The sequence below is a fragment of the Spiribacter pallidus genome (assembly GCF_040838495.1).
GTDB lineage: Bacteria > Pseudomonadota > Gammaproteobacteria > Nitrococcales > Nitrococcaceae > Spiribacter > Spiribacter pallidus.
In genome coordinates this window covers 343,513-360,630 of record NZ_JBAKFM010000001.1, presented here as the reverse complement: position 1 = coordinate 360,630, position 17,118 = coordinate 343,513, and the positions used below count along the sequence as shown (strand labels likewise).

Here is a 17,118-nt window from a genome sequence, read left to right as displayed (position 1 = left end):
TGTCGTGACGCGCATTGCCCTGGGCATCGAGTACGACGGTGCCGAATACAGCGGCTGGCAGCGTCAGGCCCACGCCCGCTCGGTCCAGGCGGCGCTGGAGGGCGCCATCAGCGCCGTGGCCTGTCACCCGGTCGAGGTGGCCGCCGCCGGGCGGACCGACGCCGGCGTCCATGCGCTGGGTCAGGTGGTGCATTTTGACACGGCGGCCAAGCGACCCGACCGGGCCTGGGTGCGAGGGGTCAACAGCCACCTGCCCGCAGATATCGGGGTGCGCTGGGTGGCCCATCCCGGAGCGGGTTTCGATGCCCGGCGCAGCGGGCTGGCCCGGCGATATCAGTATCTGTTGCAGGATACGCCGCTGCGGCCGGTGCTGGCCCGCCAGCGGGTCGGGTGGACCTGGCAGTCGATGGATGTGGCTGCCATGGCAGCGGCCGCCGCACCGCTGATCGGTGAGCATGATTTCAGCAGCTTTCGGGCGGCCGGGTGCCAGGCCCCGCATGCGGTTCGGCGACTCCTTCGCCTGGACGTCTACCGCCAGGGCGGGGTGGTCGTCTTTGACGTCGAAGCCAATGCCTTTTTGCATCATATGGTCCGTAATCTGGTCGGGAGTCTGATGCAGGTGGGCAGCGGCGAGCGGTCGTCGGACTGGCTGGCCGAAGTGCTGGCAGCCCGGGATCGGCGCCGGGCCGGGGTGACCGCACCGGCCGCCGGGCTCTATCTGCTGGGAGTGCGTTACCCGCCGGGCTTTGGCCTGCCGGATAGGCCGCCGGCGGGCGCTTTTGCCTGTGTCCCGGGCCAGGGGTAGGATGCGTTGGGTGCGTACCCGAATCAAGATCTGCGGGGTGACCCGGCCGGAGGATGCGCTGGCGGCGGCGGAGGCTGGCGCCGACGCCATTGGACTGGTCTTTCATGCGGCAAGCCCCCGGGCGGTGGATGCAGCGATGGCCGGCCGGATCATCGACCGGCTGCCGCCCCTGGTGGCGGCGGTGGGGCTATTCATGGACGCGCCCCGATCCCGGGTGGTGGCGGTGCTCGACCAGGTGCCCCTGGATTTGTTGCAGTTCCATGGCAACGAGCCGGCGGATTACTGTGAATCATTCCACCGCCGGTATATCAAATCCGTTGGCATGGCCGGAGGCGATGCGTTTGCCGTTGCCGCCGCCCATCCAGAGGCTTCGGCGTTGCTGTTGGATGGCCACGCCCCCGGGGATGCCGGTGGCAGTGGACAGACATTCGACTGGGGCAGCATGCTGCCGGATACGCATCGTATAATCGTCGCCGGCGGATTGCGGGCCGACAACGTGGCCGCCGCCATCAAGACAATCGAGCCCTGGGGCGTGGACTGCAGCAGTGGTGTGGAGTCTGCCCCGGGAATCAAGGACCGGCGCCAGGTCGCCGCCTTTTGCCAAGAGGTCTATCGTGTCAAAGGTAATGCAGGGCAGTGAAGCGCTGGGCAGCGAGCCGGCCGAGGCCGTTTTTGACGGGCATTTCGGTCCCTATGGCGGACGATTCGTCCCGGAGCTGCTCATGGCGCCGCTCGAGGAGCTCGCCGAGGCCTACGAGGCCATGCGCAACGATCCGGCCTTCCAGGCCGAATTCTATGCCGATCTTCAGCAATATGTCGGTCGCCCGACACCGCTGTACTACGCCGAGCACTGGACCCGGCGCATCGGTGGGGCGCGGCTTTTTCTCAAGCGCGAGGACCTGGATCACACCGGTGCGCACAAGATCAACAACACCATGGGCCAGGCGCTACTGGCGGTGCGCATGGGCAAACGCCGCATCGTCGCCGAGACCGGGGCCGGCCAGCATGGGGTTGCCACCGCCGCCGTCTGCGCCCGCCTGGGGCTCGAGTGTGTGGTCTACATGGGCGCCGAGGATGTCCGGCGGCAGTCGGTAAATGTCTACCGCATGCGGCTGATGGGCGCCCGGGTGGTGCCGGTGGAATCCGGTACCCGCACCCTCAAGGACGCCCTCAACGAGGCATTCCGGGATTGGGCGGCGAATGTCGATGACACCTTCTATATCATCGGGACCGTGGCCGGCCCCCACCCCTATCCGGCCATGGTGCGCGACTTTCAGTCGGTGATCGGCCGCGAGACCCGCGAGCAGTGCCTGGAGCAGCATGGCCGGCTGCCCGATGCGCTGGTGGCCTGTGTGGGGGGCGGCTCCAATGCCATCGGCCTGTTCCACCCGTTTCTGGACGACCACGATGTCAGCATCTACGGCGTCGAGGCCGGGGGTGACGGCGTCGAGACCGGCCGCCACGCCGCCCCGCTGTCCGCCGGGCGGCCGGGGGTGCTGCATGGCAACCGCACCTATTTGATGGAAAACGAGGACGGGCAGATCATGCCCACCCATTCCCTGTCGGCCGGGCTGGATTACCCGGGGGTCGGGCCCGAGCATGCCTGGCTCAAGGACAGTGGCCGGGTGAGCTATGTGGCGGTCAATGACGACGAAGCGCTGGCCGCCTTTCACAGCCTCACTCAGACCGAGGGCATCATCCCGGCGCTGGAAACCGCCCACGGCATCGCCTACGCCGAGCAGCTCGCCGCCCGTCTCGGGCCGGATCAGACCATCGTCGTCAACTGCTCGGGCCGGGGCGACAAAGACATCAATACCGTCGCCGAGGTGGAGGGGATGCAGGTATGAGCCGGATCAACCATCGTTTTGCTCAACGCCGGGCCGAAGGCCGGCGGGCGCTGGTCACCTATGTCACTGGTGGTGATCCCTACCCGGGTGCCACGGTGCCGATCATGCACGAGCTGGTCCGCTCGGGTGCCGATGTCATCGAGGTGGGCATGCCGTTTTCTGACCCCATGGCCGACGGGCCGGTCATACAGGATGCCTGTGACCGCGCGCTGGCCGGCGGAACCGGACTGGTCGGGGTGCTGGAGATGGTTCGCGAGTTCCGCCGCCAGGACCAGGATACCCCGGTGGTCTTGATGGGCTATCTCAACCCGATCGAGCAGATCGGCTATCGCCGCTTTGCCCGGGATGCGGCCGCGGCGGGGGTGGATGGTGTGCTCACGGTCGATCTGCCGCCGGAGGAGAGCCATGAACTGGTGCCGGCCATCGCCGAGCATGATCTCGACCCGATCTGGCTGGTGGCGCCGACCACCCGGCCCGAGCGCATCCGGGCGATCTGCGATCAGGCCCGGGGCTTTGTCTACTACGTCTCATTGAAGGGCGTGACCGGTGCGGCCACGCTGGATGTGGATGATGTTGCCGCCCATGTCGAGGCCATTCGTGAGGCCACCCAGCTGCCGGTCGGGGTGGGTTTTGGTGTTCGCAACGGCGAGGATGCCGCCCGCCTGGGGCAAGTGGCCGACGCCGTGGTTGTTGGCAGCGCCATTGTCTCGCGCATTGCCGAACACCCCGACGCCGATGAAAGCCAGCTCTCGCGCGAGGTCGGGGCCGTGGTGCGGGACCTGCGGGCCGGTCTCGATCAGCCGCTGCCGGAGGTCGCCCCGTGAGCTGGTTCGAAAAGCTCATGCCCTCGCGCATCCGCACCGAAGGCGGCAACCGGGGGCGCAGTGTACCGGAGGGGCTTTGGAGCAAGTGCGAGGGCTGCGGCGCGGTGCTCTATCGCCCGGAGGTCGAGCGCCATCTCGAGGTCTGCCCCAAGTGTGACGCCCACATGCGCATCGGTGCGCGCCGGCGGCTTGAAGTGTTCCTCGACAGCGAGGGGCAGCAGGAAATCGGCGCCGAGCTGCAGCCGGTGGACGCGCTGCGTTTCAAGGACTCGCGCCGTTATAAAGAGCGTCTGGGCCAGGCCCAGAAAGCCACCGGCGAGCGGGATGCACTGGTGGCCATGTCCGGACGGGTGCACAACGTCCCGGTGGTGGCGGCCGCCTTCGAGTTCCGCTTCATGGGCGGCTCGATGGGCAGTGTGGTCGGCGAGCGGTTTGTCCGCGCGGTGGACCATGCCCGCGAAGGGGGTGGTGCGCTGGTCTGCTTTAGTGCCAGTGGTGGTGCGCGGATGCAGGAGGCGCTGTTTTCGTTAATGCAGATGGCCAAGACCAGCGCCGCGCTCAAGCGCCTTTCCGATTCGGGCGTGCCGTTTGTCAGTGTCCTCACCGATCCGACCATGGGCGGCGTATCGGCCAGCCTCGCCATGCTCGGCGATGTCATCGTCGCCGAGCCGGGGGCATTGATTGGCTTTGCCGGCCCCCGGGTGATCGAACAGACCGTGCGCGAGACCCTGCCGGAGGGGTTCCAGCGCAGCGAGTTTCTGCTTGAACACGGCGCGGTGGATATGATCATCGACCGGCGCGAGCAGCGGGCGCGGCTGGCCTCGCTGATCGCCATGCTCACCGGAGCCGAGGCACCGGCCGTCGCCGCGCCGGCCACGGCCTGAACCCCCGGCGGTGAGCGCAAGCGAACTTGGCGGTTGGCTGCGCTGGCTGGAGGGGATCCATCCGCGCGAGATCGACCTGGGGCTGGTGCGCATTGCTCAGGTCGCCGACAACCTGGGGCTACGGCGGGGCGGGCATCGGCTGATCACGATCGCCGGTACCAATGGCAAGGGCAGTACCGTAGCCTGTCTCGAGGGCATCTATCGGGCGGCCGGCCGCCGACCGGGCGCCTACACCTCGCCCCACTTGCTGGCCTACAACGAGCGGATCCGTGTGGATGGCGAGCCCGTCTCCGAGGCAATGATCATTGAGGCCTTTCGCGCCATCGACGCCGCCCGCGGGTCCATTACGCTGACCTATTTCGAGTTCGCCACGTTGGCCGCCGCCTGGTGCTTTCGCGAGACCGCCGCCGACCCCTGGTTGCTGGAAGTGGGGTTGGGCGGGCGTCTGGATGCCACCAATTGCTTTGATGCCGACCTCGCGGTGGTCACGGCCATCGATCTGGATCACATGGAATGGCTGGGGGACACCCGCGAGGCGATCGCGATCGAGAAGATGGGGATTGCCCGACCCGGCCGTCCCGTTGTCTGCTCCGACCCTCATCCGCCCGCCACGATTGCCGATACAGCCCGTCAGCGGGGCGCTTTGCTGTGGCAGCTGGGCAGGGATTACCGGATCGGCGAGCTTGATGACGCCGGGCAATGGCAGTGGTTGGCCGAGGGTGGCCGGCGGCTGACCCTGCCGCGGCCCGAGTGGATGCCGCCGGCGGCGCTCGGCAACGCGGCGGGGGCGGTGATGGCGGTCGATGGGGCGCATCCTGATCTGCAGGTCGATCCGGCGGTAATCGCATCCGGACTGCGACACGCCCGGCTCGCCGGGCGTCAGCAGCGTGTCCGGCGGCCGGCCGCCGAGTGGTTGCTGGACGTCGGACACAATCCGGCCGCCATCGAGTTGCTCGCCGAAACCCTGCGGCAGCACCCGGGCCGGGTCCGGATGGCCTTCGCGCTGATGCAGCGCAAGGCCCTGGAGGTGGTGATTGAGCCCCTGGCAGGCGTTGTCGACGATTGGTACCTGCTCGATCTCGATGACCCCGGGGCCCACTCGGTGGAGACCACCCGGGCGGCTCTGGCTGGCATCGGGGCTCGGGTGGTGGGCGCCGGTCCGGCGGCATCGGCGGTCAGCGAGCTGGAGCAGACCGCCCGACCGGACGATCTGCTGGTTGGCTGCGGCTCGTTTCGCGTGGTGGAGGTGCTTGCCCGGGCCGGCGTGGAGGCTTGCAACCCCGGGGACAGCAGCCGAAACTGAGATCAACGCATGGCGTCGGGGGCATGGTTTTGGAGCAACGGCTCAAACAACGATTGATCGGGGCGGTGGTGCTGGTCGCGCTGGGGGTGATCTTCCTGCCCATGCTGCTGTCGGGCCCCGTCGAACGGACCCGGGTGGATATTGATCTGGACATCCCGGCCGAACCCGAGTTGCCGCAGGCGCCGGCGGTACCCGAGGACGACAGCCTCGAGGCGCCATCACCCGGCGCGGAGCTGGCCGAGACGCCCATCCCCGATGAGCCCGATCAGCGGCCGGATGTCGAGCCGCTGCCGGAGGTCGACAGGCCGGCCGAGGATCAGCCGGACGCCGATAGCCAGCCCAGCGAGGCAGCGCAAGTGGACAGGGCATCGGAGGGCGGCGTCTATGTGCAGGTGGGGGCTTTTGGCAGCATCGAAAACGCCCGGCGCCTTGCGGAGCGACTGCGAGAGGATGGCTTCGAGCTGCGGATTGTCGAGCGGGACAGCGAACTGGCGCATCGTGTCCAGGTCGGGCCGCTCGAAGATCGGGCGGCCGCCGAGGCGATGAGCCAACGCCTGGCCGAGGGGCATGAGCTACCGGGTTTTATCGTCGAGCCATAGCGGTGGCGGGTGATAGACTGGGGCAACGAGGATTGAATGAACTGGCTTGATTACGCGTTTCTCGGGGTGATTGGCCTGTCGGTGGTCATCGGGGTCATCCGCGGCTTCGTCCGAGAGGTGATCTCGGTGGTTGTCTGGGTCACCGCCTTCTGGCTGGCGGCCCGCTATGGTGTGCAGGTAGGCGAGCAGTTCTCTGGCTGGCTGAACTCGTCCATGCTGCAGATGGTGGCCGGCTTCGCAACGGTCTTTGTCATTATTCTCGTCGGCGGGACGCTGGTGGGTTATCTGGCACGAATGATCGTCGGCCAGACCGGACTCGGTGGCACCGACCGGCTGCTGGGGGTGGTCTTCGGCGGCCTGCGCGGCGGTCTGCTGGTCGGGCTTGTGGTGCTTGGCGCCGGGTTCACCGCGCTGCCGCAGCAGGCCTGGTGGCAGGGGTCGATCATCGCCAGCGGCTATCAGCCCTGGGTCTGTCATGACCGGGTTGGCCAGTGGCTGACTCGGGCCCGCGAGGTGCCGGGTATCGAGCAGGCACCGATGGACACCTCGGCGGCGTTCGCCCACTGGCAGGCCTATTGCCAGCGTCCGACACAAACCGATAACGGGAGCTGACTCCATATGTGCGGTGTCATTGGTATCGTCGCCCGGTCCGCGGTCAATCAGGCCCTCTACGACGGGCTCACCGTGCTTCAGCATCGCGGTCAGGATGCGGCCGGTATCATGACCTTCGACAACGGACGGCTGCATCTGCGCAAGGACAACGGGCTGGTGCGGGATGTCTTCAGCGCGGCGGATATGCTGGAGCTGCGGGGCAACATGGGCATCGGCCATTGCCGCTACCCCACCGCCGGTTGCTCCAGCTCGGCCGAGGCGCAGCCGTTCTATGTCAACTCGCCCTACGGGATCAGCCTCGCCCATAACGGCAACCTGACCAACGCCGAGGCCATTAAACGCGATCTCTATCTCGAAGATCTGCGCCATATCAACACCCAGTCGGATTCCGAAATCCTGCTCAATGTCCTGGCCCATCGCCTGGGGGGGCCGGGCAAGCTGCGTGCCAGCGAGTCGGATCTGTTCGACGCGGTGGCCACCATCCACGAGCGCTGCCGGGGCGGTTACGCCGCGGTGGCGATGATCAATGGCTACGGGATTCTCGGTTTTCGTGATCCCCATGGCATCCGCCCGCTTTGCTTTGGCAAGCGCGAGACCGATGCCGGCACCGAATACATGATCGCCTCGGAGAGCGTAGCGCTGGATGTGCTCGGTTACACACTGGTTCGCGATGTGGCGCCGGGAGAGGCGCTATTCATCGATCTCGACGGCAATCTCCACAGCCGCCAGTGTGCCGAGGCGCCGCGGCTTGCGCCCTGTATCTTCGAATATGTCTATCTGGCCCGCCCCGACTCGATGCTCGACGATGTGTCGGTTTACAAGTCACGGCTGCGCATGGGCCGGATGCTGGCCGGACAGATCAACCGCGAGTGGGCCAATCACGACATTGACGTGGTCATTCCCATTCCCGATACCAGCCGCACCAGTGCCCTGGACCTGGCCAACGAACTGAACATCAATTACCGCGAAGGCTTTATCAAAAACCGCTACATCGGCCGGACCTTCATCATGCCCGGACAGGCGGTGAGGCGGAAGTCGGTGCGCCAGAAGCTCAACGCCATCGATCTGGAGTTCCGCGGCAAGAATGTGCTGTTGCTTGATGACTCGATCGTCCGGGGAACCACTTCGGAGCAGATCATCGAAATGGCCCGCGATGCGGGTGCCCGCCGGGTGTATTTCGCTTCGGCGGCGCCGCCGGTGCGCTATCCCAATGTCTATGGGATCGATATGCCGGCAGCCCGCGAGCTGCTCGCCCACAATCGCAGCATCGACGAGATCCGTCAGACCATTGGCGCCGATGAGATGATCTACCAGTCGCTGGATGACCTGGTTGCGGCGGTGAAAGAGGGCAATGCCGGTATCCAGGGGTTCGACTGTTCATGCTTTGATGGCCGTTACGTCACCGGCGATATCACCGCCGATTATCTGCTTGATCTCGAGGCCCAGCGCAATGATCAGGCCCGGGTCGGCGACAGCGCTCGCGGCTACCCCGAGCGCGCCGGAGGGTTGTGATGGCCGAGTGGGGCGACGATACCACCGGGCTGCGCGCCGGCTGGGCGCGCACACCCGAGCAGGAGCATTCCGAGGCGATTTTTCCGACCTCGAGCTTTACCTTTCGCAACGCCGCCGAGGCGGCGGCTCGGTTCAGCGGCGAGGCGCCGGGCAATATCTATGCGCGCTTTACCAACCCGACGGTTCGGGCTTTCGAGGAGCGGCTCGCGGCGATGGAGGGCGGCGAACGGGCCATCGGCACCAGTTCGGGCATGGCGGCGATCCTGGCGATCTGCATGGGGCTTCTGCGCAGTGGCGATCATGTGCTCTGCTCGCTGGGCGTGTTCGGGACCACCGCGTCGCTGTTTGCCAATCAGTTAAGCCGCTTCGGGATCGAGACCGATTTCGTCGCGCCCACCGACACCGCGGGCTGGGCGGCGGCCATGCGGCCGCAGACGCGGCTGCTTTTTCTCGAGACCCCGTCCAATCCGCTGACCGAGGTGGCCGACATCCCGGCACTCGCCGACATCGCCCACGCCGGGGGTGCGCGGCTGGTAGTGGATAATTGCTTTTGCACCCCCGCACTGCAAAAGCCCCTTGCCATGGGGGCGGATCTGGTCAGTCATTCGGCGACCAAGTTCCTCGACGGCCAGGGGCGTTGCGTTGGCGGTGCGGTGGTCGGCGATGCCGGGACACTGGATAACCACATCTTTCCATTCCTGCGCACCGCCGGGCCGACCATGAGCCCGTTCAACGCCTGGGTCTTTTTAAAGGGGCTCGAGACACTCAACCTGCGGATGCGCCACCACAGCGAACAGGCGCTGGCCCTGGCCCAATGGCTGGGTGAGCAGCGCGCCGTGACACAGGTCTATTACCCGGGGCTTGCTGACCATCCCCAGCACGACCTCGCGGCCCGTCAGCAAAGCGGCTTTGGTGGCGTGGTCTCATTCGAGGTCGAGGGCGGGCGTGAGGCCGCCTGGCAGGTGGTCGATGCCACCCGCATGCTGTCGATCACTGCCAACCTGGGCGATGTCCGCACCACCATTACCCATCCGGCCAGCACGACCCACGGGCGGTTGAGTGCAGAACAACGCACCCGGATGGGGATCGGTGAAGGATTGGTGCGGATCTCGGTGGGACTGGAAGACCAGGCGGATATCCGCGCTGATCTGGCCCACGGGCTCGATCGTCTCGCTCCCGCCGGATGACGGCCATCGCCGGGCTTCGCGCCGACATCGAGCGGATCTACCACGCCGCCCTCGAGGCGGTGAACGGCCGCACCGCGGTGGCCCGGGCGCTGCGCGAAGGCGTTGTCCCCAAGGGGCCGTTCTACCTTGTGGCGGTGGGCAAGGCGGCCACGGCCATGGCCCACGGACTGGCGGACGAACGCGGCGGCGATGTCATGGACGCGCTGGTGGTGACCCGGGCGGGGTACGAGGATCCCGAACTCGGCGAGCGTCTACCGGGGCGAACCATCACCGCCCCCCATCCGATCCCGGATGGGCGCAGCCTCGAGGCGGGAGAGGCCCTGGTCGGTTTTATCGAACAGGCGCCGGCGAATGGGCGCTTTGTCTTTCTTGTCTCGGGAGGTGCCTCGAGCCTGGTCGAACGCCTCGCGCCCGGGATGGATGCCGCCGCGCTGGCTCGATTGAACCGCTGGTTGCTGGCGAGCGGACTGGACATCGGCCGGATGAACCGGCTGCGAAAGGCCTTCTCCACCATCAAGGGCGGTCGGCTGGCGCAATGGCTGGCTGGACGGCGGGCGGATGTGTTGCTGATATCGGACGTGCCAGGCGATGCCCCGGCGATGATCGGCTCGGGCCTGCTGTTCGCCGATGATGCGCCGCCCCTGACCGACGCCGAGCTGGCTGCCTTGCCCGAGGGGCTGGTGCCCGCTTCACCGGGCCCTGCGACGCCGGCACCTTCGGTCAGTGGGCATGTGGTGGCCAGCAATGCCGCCGCCGTCGAAGCCGCCGCCGAGCGGGCGCGGTCGCTGGGTTTTGCGGTGACCTGCCCCGGACGCTTCCTCGACGGCGAGGCCCGGGCGTTGGGGGCGAGCCTGGCCGAGACGCTGATCAATGCTCCGGATTGTCTGCATGTCTGGGGCGGCGAGCCGACCGTGACCCTGCCCGAACAACCCGGCCGTGGCGGGCGGATGCAGGCCCTGGCGCTGGCGGCGGCACAAAGACTGGCCGACCGCCCGGCGGTATTGCTCGCCGCCGGGACCGATGGCGCGGATGGCCCGGGAGAGGACGCCGGTGCGTTGGTCGACGGCCACACCCTGTACCGGGGCCACCGGGCCGGTCTGGACGACGAATACACCCTGGATGCCGCCGATTCGGGGCGCTTTCTTGCCGCCAGTGGCGATCTCATACGCACCGGCGGGACGGGGACCAATGTCATGGATTTGGTGATCGGCTACTACGGATCCAAAGGCACGGGGTAAGCCGATGAAGCGTTGGCTCGCGAGACGCCACCGGGGCGTGCGGCCGGATGTGTACGCCGACGAGCCCGATCAGCGTCGGGCCGCCGTCGAGGTGGGCCAATGCGGCGAGAGTGTCCTGCGCCGGCTTGTCAGTCGTGACGCGGACGCTCGTGTCCGCGCCGCCGCCGCGCGGCGGCTCCAGGATCCGGTGATGCTGCGCCGGGTGATCGAGTCAGATACCGATGTGCAGGTAGTGGCGTCGGCCCGGAGCCGGTATCGGCATTTACTGGCCGGTGGCGATGCCCTGTCACTGGACTACCGGCTGGCGGCGCTTGCGGCCTGCCGGGACGGGCAGATCATTGCCCATGTGGCCCGCAGTGCCCGAGAGCCGGCGCTGCGCCGGGCGGCCATGGAGCGGGTCGATGATCATCGATTGCTTGCCGAGATCGCCGAGCATGATGACGATCGCGACCTGCGCCGGGCCGCCGCCGGCCGGCTAGCCGCCATCCGCGGCAAAGGGCAGCGACGCTAGCTGCCACTCGCCCTGATCGATGCGCAGGACACTGCCTTGCTGGAACCAGTCTCCCAGCACCACGCGGCGGTAATCATTGCCATCGGCGCTCATCGCATGCACCGCCGGCCGATGGGTATGACCATGGATGAGGTCGCGGGCATTGCAGGCTGTCAGTCGATCGCGAACCGCCTGCTGGTTGACGTCCATGATGGCGCTGTCCTTGCCGGCCATGGCCTCGCCACTTTTCTCGCGGGCCTCGAGGGCCTGTCGGTAGCGCTCATCCGGGGGCAGCGCCAGAAAATCCCGCTGCCAGGCCGGGTCCCGAACCTGTTGTCGGAACGCCTGATAGGCGGCGTCGTCGGTGCAAAGGGCATCGCCGTGCTCGAGCACAACCGGGAGGTCGTCGACGCGGATGACCGTTGGCTCGCGCATTCGCTCGATACGGGCGCGGGCGATGTAGTCATCGCCGACGAGGAAATCCCGGTTGCCGGGCATGAAACCAACCCATGTGCCGTTCTCGACCAGTGCCCGGATGGCGGGGGCCACCGGATCGTCGGCCGGGGCGGCATCATCGCCGATCCAGGCCTCAAAAAGATCGCCCAGGATGAAAAGCGCGCCGGCCTGTCGGGCCTCACCGGCGAGGAAGGCCAGAAACGTCTGTATCGCCGCCGGCCGGTCTGGATGCAAATGGAGGTCCGCTACAAAGAGTAACGGCGAATCCATCGAGCTGAATTGCCGTGTGTCCATGGGTCAAAGATGGCGGTCGACGAAGCTGCATGCAAGTCGCGGTTCGATTACCATGCCGCCCATGAGTCAGCCGCCTGTCGTTACCCGGTTCGCCCCCAGTCCTACGGGGTTATTGCATGCCGGCAATCTGCGCACCGCACTTTTTAACTATCTGCTGGCTCGCCGGGCCGGTGGCCGTTTCATCCTGCGGATCGAAGACAGCGACGCAAGCCGTGCGTATCCGGATGCCGAAGCGGCGTTGCAACAGGATCTCGAATGGTTGGGGATCGACTGGGACCTGGGCCCCGGCCGGGACGAGCCCTCGGCCTGGCGGCAATCCGCCCGGCAGGATGCTTATCAGGCCGCCCTCGATACCCTGATGGCCGGGGGTCGGGCCTATTATTGCTTTTGTTCAATCGAGCGGCTCCGCGCATTACGCGAGGCGCAGCAAAAGGCCGGACAGCCACCGCGTTACGACGGTTGCTGCGCGGCACTCGATCCGGACGAGGCGGCCACTCGGGTCGCCGCGGGGGAGTCAGCCACCGTGCGACTGCGGGTGCCGGCGACAGGGGATATGACATTCGACGACCTGGTCCGGGGCGAACAGCGGTTCGACGCAAGCGCCTATGGGGATCCGGTGATCCGGCGCGCCGACGGGAGTGTGGCGTTTTTGTTCGCCAATGCCCTGGATGATGCGCGGATGGGTGTCACCCATGTTCTGCGCGGTGAGGACCATCTCAGTAACACCCCTTTGCAGCGGCAGCTTTTCAACGGGCTCGGCGTGGCCCCGCCTTGTTACGGTCACCTCTCGCTGGTGGTCGATGCCCACGGGGCACCGCTTTCCAAACGCAGTCAGGCTGCGGCGGTCGCGGCATTGCGGTCCCAGGGGTACCGGCCCGAGGCGTTGCTGAATTATCTCGCGCGGCTGGGCAACCCGATGCCGGGGGATGATCTGCTTGACATGGATGGACTGGCCGAGGGTTTCGCCCCCGACCGTCTGAGTCGCAGCCCGGCACGCTTTGATCCAACCCAGCTCGATGGCTGGCAGCAGCAGGCCATGGCGGCCATCCCGCTGTCCACCCTGCGGGGGTATTTGCAAATCGAGGTCCCGGCCGAGCGGCTGGACGGGTTTCTGGCCCTGGTCCGCCCCAATCTGCGAGTGGCCGAAGAGGTCAACGACTGGGCCGAACGGATCTTCTCGGCCGACTGGCGGGTTGATCCGGCAACGGCAGCGGGCTCGCCGCAACCGGCCGCCGCTTTCTATGAAACCGTCGCCCGGGTGATCGAGGCGACGGGCACGGACGACTGGAGCGCGCTGCGGCCAGCGCTCGAGGCCGCCACCGAGCGGCGCGGCGGTGCGATGATGAAACCGCTTCGACATGCCCTCACCGGGCTCGGTCACGGCCCCGCGCTGGGCGAAATCATCCGTTTGATGCCCGAGCCGGTGCGACGTCTGCGCCTGCAAAGGGCGGCCGCCGAAGCCGCCGGAGTCATCGATGCTTGAGATTCACAACAGCCTGACCGGCCGCAAACAGGCCTTCCAGCCCATCGATCCTCCGCGGGTCGGGCTTTATGTCTGCGGCATGACGGTCTACGACTACTGCCATCTCGGCCACGCCCGAGCCATGGTGGTTTTCGACATGGTGGTGCGCTATCTGCGCGCGAGCGGTTACCAGGTGCGGTATGTCCGCAATATCACCGATATTGATGACAAGATCATCCAGCGCGCGGCGAGCCTTGGCGAGCCCATCGAACAGCTGACCCGACGGTTTACCGAGGCGATGCATGCCGATGCCGATGCGCTCGGCTGTCTGCGGCCCGACGAAGAGCCCCGCGCCACGGCCCACATGGATGCCATTATCAAGATGATCGAGGCGCTCATCGAAAAAGGGCACGCCTACACCGCAGGGGGTGATGTCTACTTCTCGGTGGCGGCTTTCGACGGCTACGGGGCGCTTTCCGGCAAGCGGCCGGGGGACTTGCGGGCCGGGGCGCGCATCGAGTCGGACGAGGCCAAGCGTGACCCCGCCGACTTCGTGCTCTGGAAAGCGGCCAAGCCCGACGGGCCGAGCTGGCCTTCGCCCTGGGGCGATGGCCGACCGGGGTGGCATATCGAGTGCTCTGCCATGTCCACCCGTTGCCTGGGCAATCATTTCGATATCCACGGCGGGGGGCTGGATCTGCAATTTCCTCACCACGAAAACGAGATCGCCCAGTCCGAGGCGGCCACCGGCGAGCATTTCGTCAACTACTGGATGCACAACGGGCATGTGCGCATCGATGACGAGAAGATGGCCAAGTCACTGGGCAATTTCACCACGGTGAGGGATGTCCTCGCCGCGCACGACCCCGAATCGATCCGGCATTTTCTGCTCTCGAGCCACTACCGCAGCCCTTTGAACTACACCGCCGATGCGCTGGACCAGGCCCGGGCATCCATGGAGCGACTGTATCTGGCGCTGCGCGGGGGTGAGCGAGATGACCAACCCGGTGGCCATGACAAAGCTTATGCCGAGCGTTTTTATGCGGCCATGGATGATGATTTCAACACCCCGCTGGCATTGGCGGTGCTGTTTGACCTGGCCCGCGAAGTCAATCGGGCCCGCGAAGCCGGCGAGTCGGACCGGGCCGACGGCCTGGCCGGAGAATTGCGCCGACTCGGGCACATGCTGGGTCTGTTACAGGGCGATGCCGAGGGCTTTTTGCAGGGGGGCAGCGCCGAGGACCCGGCAGAAGTTGCCCGTATTAACGCCCTTGTCGCCGAACGCGACCAGGCCCGGGCCCAGCGTGACTTCGCACGCGCCGATGCGATTCGTGATCAGCTCATCGGCGAGGGCATCGTGCTGGAAGACGGGACCGGCGGCACCCGCTGGCGGCGGGGGCGCTAGTCCTTGTTGGCCGGCTGGATGCGTCGATCCAGTCGTGCCACCTTCACCCGGTTGTCTTCGGTCTGCATGACCGTGACCGGGTGGTTGTCGATCAAAAGGCTGGTGCCGGGCTCCGGGATGTTTTCGAGCTGCTCGAGGATCAGGCCATTCAGGGTTTTCGGCCCGTCGGCGCTGATCTCCCAGCCGAGCAGGCGTTTGAGCTCGCGCACACTGGCGCTGCCTGCAGCCAGGTAGCTGCCATCGGGCTGACGATGGATATCCCCCACCGCCTCGGCCGGATCGGTGGTGAATTCACCGACAATCTCTTCGAGGATATCCTCGAGGGTGACCAGCCCCAGCAGCTCGCCGTATTCATCCACCACCAGGCCGATGCGCCGCTTCTCGGTCTGGAAATTGATCATCTGCCGGTGCAGCGGCGTGCCTTCGGGGACAAAGTAGGGCGGGCGGACATGCTCGAGGAGATTGTCGCGGGTCAGCTCACCGTCGAGCATGGCGGTCACCACCCGCCGGACATGGATGACCCCGCGGATATTGTCGATCCCGCCCTCGAAAACCGGCAGACGGGTGTATTCGGAGGCCGCGATCTGCGCGGTGATGGTGCGCCAGTCGGCCTCCAGGTCGATGCCGGCGACCTCGTTGCGCGGCACCATGATGTCCTCGACGGTGGCCTGGTCCAGATCCAGGATACTCAAGAGCATGCGTTGGTGGCGCTGCGGGATCATGGCGCCGGCCTCGTTGACCACGGTGCGCAGCTCTTCCCGGCTCAGTGGCGATTCGCCTTCTTCCGATGGGTTGACCCCGAGCAGACCAAGCAGGGCATTGGCCAGGGTGTTGGTCAGCCAGACCAGCGGGTAGAGCAGTCGCAGCAGCGGTCGCAACACCAGTGCCGCCGGAAAAGCCACCCGCTCGGGGCGCAGGGCCGCCAGGGTCTTCGGGGCCACCTCGGCAAAAATCAGGATCGTCAGGGTCAGCAGCCCGGTGGCCGCCGCTAGTGCGCCCTCGCCACCCAGTCGCAGGGCAATGAGGGTGGCCACCGACGAGGCCGCGATGTTCATGAAATTGTTGCCAAGCAGGATGATGCCGATCAGGCGGTCCGGCCGCTGGAGCAGCCGCTCGGCCCGGCGCGCCCCGCGATGCCCGTCCCGGGCCAGGTGTCGCAGCCGGTATCGGTTTAGGGTCATCAGTGCCGTCTCGGAGCCCGAAAAACAGGCCGACAGCAGGATCAGCACGCCCAGGGCGAGAAACAGCAGCGGTAGGGGGATACCGTCCAATTCCTGGCCTCAGCCTTTGAGCAGGATTTCAAGCACGACCTTGCTGCCAAAGTAGGCAAGGGCGAGCAGGACAAAACCGGCCAGGCTCCAGCGAATGGCGGTGCGTCCGCGCCAGCCGGCCCGCTGACGGCCAATCAGCAACGCCGCAAAGACCAGCCACGCCATCATCGATAAAAGCGTCTTGTGCGCCAGGTCCTGGGCAAACAGATCCTCGACGAACAGCCAGCCGGTAATCAGCGCCACCGACAAAAGCACCATGCCGGCGGCGAGCATCTGAAAGAGCAGTGCTTCCATGCCCTGGAGCGAGGGCAACATGCCGATCAGACGGCCAGCCCGACGGCGACGCAGGCTGCGGTCGAGCCAGGCTAGCAGCACGGTCTGTGCACAGGCGAGGCCGAATACCGCGTAGGCAAGAATCGAGCTGACCACATGCCAATCCACCGGTGCGCCGATCGGTACCAGCGTGGGTGCCGGGGTCCCCAGCGCGCCGGCCAATCCCGCACTGATGGCAGCGAAGGGAAAGACCACCAGCCCGAGGCTTTGAACCGGCTGCCGAAGGGTCGCCAGCAGCAGCATCGTGACCATGATCCAGCCCAGCAGCGAGAGTGCGTTGTAGAGCGCGAGATTGACGCCGGCCGCGGTCCACAGCCCCTGCCAGAGCGCAGCGGCATGCAGCGGCACGGCAAGTACCGCCATGAACAGCGCCAGCCGCTCGCCGCGACGTGGCATAACCATCCCCTGGAGGGCGGCCACGAGGCTCAGAACTGCCAGTGCATAGAGGATGACCGCGATCCAGCTGATCAGGCTGTGCATCATGGCCGCCGTCGGTTGTACCTGCTTGGGCGCATGGCTTGATCATCGCACAGAACGCGGGGGCATTCGAGAAGACGGCGCTGGCGCGAAACCCGGGGTTGCACTGGTACACTAGC

17 protein-coding genes are annotated in these 17,118 nt (G+C 66.6%); 14 read left to right on the top strand and 3 right to left on the bottom strand.

Annotated features, from left to right (window positions below; all coding sequences use genetic code 11):
- Positions 1-4 precede the first annotated feature (4 nt).
- Genes truA through V6X73_RS01685 form a run of 12 tightly spaced genes read left to right on the top strand, consistent with a single transcriptional unit; the run spans position 5 to position 11,322 of the window.
- A complete protein-coding gene (gene truA / locus V6X73_RS01740; protein ID WP_367958040.1) occupies positions 5-805 on the top strand; it encodes a tRNA pseudouridine(38-40) synthase TruA in 801 nt (266 codons plus the stop codon).
- 10 nt (positions 806-815) lie between these two features.
- Positions 816-1,445, top strand: coding sequence for a phosphoribosylanthranilate isomerase (locus V6X73_RS01735; RefSeq protein ID WP_367958041.1), 630 nt, complete (start codon positions 816-818; stop codon positions 1,443-1,445).
- Complete coding sequence (gene trpB, locus V6X73_RS01730; protein ID WP_367958380.1) at positions 1,432-2,652, top strand: tryptophan synthase subunit beta; 1,221 nt, start codon at positions 1,432-1,434, stop codon at positions 2,650-2,652. The genes V6X73_RS01735 and trpB overlap by 14 nt, the downstream gene beginning before the upstream one ends.
- Entirely contained in the window at positions 2,649-3,476 is an 828-nt protein-coding gene (gene trpA, locus V6X73_RS01725; protein WP_367958042.1) for a tryptophan synthase subunit alpha, read from the top strand. The genes trpB and trpA overlap by 4 nt, the downstream gene beginning before the upstream one ends.
- Positions 3,473-4,360: an acetyl-CoA carboxylase, carboxyltransferase subunit beta gene (gene accD / locus V6X73_RS01720; RefSeq protein ID WP_367958043.1), complete on the top strand. Its 888-nt coding sequence runs from the start codon at positions 3,473-3,475 to the stop codon at positions 4,358-4,360. Before trpA ends, accD begins: the two co-directional genes overlap by 4 nt.
- 10 nt (positions 4,361-4,370) lie before the next feature.
- A complete protein-coding gene (locus tag V6X73_RS01715; protein ID WP_367958044.1) occupies positions 4,371-5,663 on the top strand; it encodes a bifunctional folylpolyglutamate synthase/dihydrofolate synthase in 1,293 nt (430 codons plus the stop codon).
- A gap of 23 nt (positions 5,664-5,686) precedes the next feature.
- The gene (locus tag V6X73_RS01710; protein WP_367958045.1) at positions 5,687-6,262 is read left to right on the top strand and encodes an SPOR domain-containing protein; all 576 of its coding nucleotides are present in this window, start codon (positions 5,687-5,689) and stop codon (positions 6,260-6,262) included.
- Between the two features lie 36 nt (positions 6,263-6,298).
- A complete protein-coding gene (locus V6X73_RS01705) occupies positions 6,299-6,874 on the top strand; it encodes a CvpA family protein (protein ID WP_367958046.1) in 576 nt (191 codons plus the stop codon).
- A gap of 6 nt (positions 6,875-6,880) precedes the next feature.
- Positions 6,881-8,386, top strand: a complete 1,506-nt coding sequence (gene purF, locus V6X73_RS01700; RefSeq protein WP_367958047.1) for an amidophosphoribosyltransferase — start codon at positions 6,881-6,883, stop codon at positions 8,384-8,386.
- Positions 8,386-9,573, top strand: coding sequence for an O-succinylhomoserine sulfhydrylase (locus V6X73_RS01695; RefSeq protein WP_367958048.1), 1,188 nt, complete (start codon positions 8,386-8,388; stop codon positions 9,571-9,573). The genes purF and V6X73_RS01695 overlap by 1 nt, the downstream gene beginning before the upstream one ends.
- A complete protein-coding gene (locus V6X73_RS01690; RefSeq protein WP_367958049.1) occupies positions 9,570-10,811 on the top strand; it encodes a glycerate kinase type-2 family protein in 1,242 nt (413 codons plus the stop codon). The genes V6X73_RS01695 and V6X73_RS01690 overlap by 4 nt, the downstream gene beginning before the upstream one ends.
- Positions 10,812-10,815: 4 nt before the next feature.
- The gene (locus V6X73_RS01685) at positions 10,816-11,322 is read left to right on the top strand and encodes a hypothetical protein (protein WP_367958050.1); all 507 of its coding nucleotides are present in this window, start codon (positions 10,816-10,818) and stop codon (positions 11,320-11,322) included.
- Here the strand turns inward: V6X73_RS01685 and V6X73_RS01680 are convergent.
- Complete coding sequence (locus tag V6X73_RS01680) at positions 11,287-12,027, bottom strand: UDP-2,3-diacylglucosamine diphosphatase (protein ID WP_367958051.1); 741 nt, start codon at positions 12,025-12,027, stop codon at positions 11,287-11,289. The genes V6X73_RS01685 and V6X73_RS01680 overlap by 36 nt on opposite strands.
- 85 nt (positions 12,028-12,112) lie before the next feature.
- On the opposite strand from V6X73_RS01680, the gene gltX reads away from it, so the two are divergent.
- Complete coding sequence (gene gltX / locus V6X73_RS01675) at positions 12,113-13,534, top strand: glutamate--tRNA ligase (RefSeq protein WP_367958052.1); 1,422 nt, start codon at positions 12,113-12,115, stop codon at positions 13,532-13,534.
- On the top strand, positions 13,527-14,918 hold the full coding sequence (cysS, locus tag V6X73_RS01670) for a cysteine--tRNA ligase (protein ID WP_367958053.1): 1,392 nt from the start codon (positions 13,527-13,529) through the stop codon (positions 14,916-14,918). The genes gltX and cysS overlap by 8 nt, the downstream gene beginning before the upstream one ends.
- Here cysS and V6X73_RS01665 read toward each other — a convergent pair.
- Both V6X73_RS01665 and V6X73_RS01660 read right to left on the bottom strand, forming a co-directional pair.
- Positions 14,915-16,189, bottom strand: coding sequence for an HlyC/CorC family transporter (locus V6X73_RS01665; RefSeq protein ID WP_367958054.1), 1,275 nt, complete (start codon positions 16,187-16,189; stop codon positions 14,915-14,917). The genes cysS and V6X73_RS01665 overlap by 4 nt on opposite strands.
- Positions 16,190-16,198: 9 nt before the next feature.
- Positions 16,199-17,002, bottom strand: coding sequence for a cytochrome C assembly family protein (locus tag V6X73_RS01660; RefSeq protein ID WP_367981204.1), 804 nt, complete (start codon positions 17,000-17,002; stop codon positions 16,199-16,201).
- Between the last annotated feature and the right edge of the window lie 116 nt (positions 17,003-17,118).

Excerpts from the sequence above, each read along its gene's own strand:
- purF (WP_367958047.1), top strand. The coding sequence starts at position 6,881 with ATGTGCGGTGTCATTGGTATCGTCGCCCGGTCCGCGGTCAATCAGGCC.
- V6X73_RS01685 (WP_367958050.1), top strand. The coding sequence starts at position 10,816 with ATGAAGCGTTGGCTCGCGAGACGCCACCGGGGCGTGCGGCCGGATGTG.
- V6X73_RS01710 (WP_367958045.1), top strand. The coding sequence starts at position 5,687 with ATGGTTTTGGAGCAACGGCTCAAACAACGATTGATCGGGGCGGTGGTG.
- cysS (WP_367958053.1), top strand. The coding sequence starts at position 13,527 with ATGCTTGAGATTCACAACAGCCTGACCGGCCGCAAACAGGCCTTCCAG.
- trpB (WP_367958380.1), top strand. The coding sequence starts at position 1,432 with ATGCAGGGCAGTGAAGCGCTGGGCAGCGAGCCGGCCGAGGCCGTTTTT.
- gltX (WP_367958052.1), top strand. The coding sequence starts at position 12,113 with ATGAGTCAGCCGCCTGTCGTTACCCGGTTCGCCCCCAGTCCTACGGGG.
- V6X73_RS01660 (WP_367981204.1), bottom strand. The coding sequence starts at position 17,002 with ATGCACAGCCTGATCAGCTGGATCGCGGTCATCCTCTATGCACTGGCA.
- V6X73_RS01705 (WP_367958046.1), top strand. The coding sequence starts at position 6,299 with ATGAACTGGCTTGATTACGCGTTTCTCGGGGTGATTGGCCTGTCGGTG.
- trpA (WP_367958042.1), top strand. The coding sequence starts at position 2,649 with ATGAGCCGGATCAACCATCGTTTTGCTCAACGCCGGGCCGAAGGCCGG.
- V6X73_RS01680 (WP_367958051.1), bottom strand. The coding sequence starts at position 12,027 with ATGGATTCGCCGTTACTCTTTGTAGCGGACCTCCATTTGCATCCAGAC.
- V6X73_RS01690 (WP_367958049.1), top strand. The coding sequence starts at position 9,570 with ATGACGGCCATCGCCGGGCTTCGCGCCGACATCGAGCGGATCTACCAC.
- V6X73_RS01695 (WP_367958048.1), top strand. The coding sequence starts at position 8,386 with ATGGCCGAGTGGGGCGACGATACCACCGGGCTGCGCGCCGGCTGGGCG.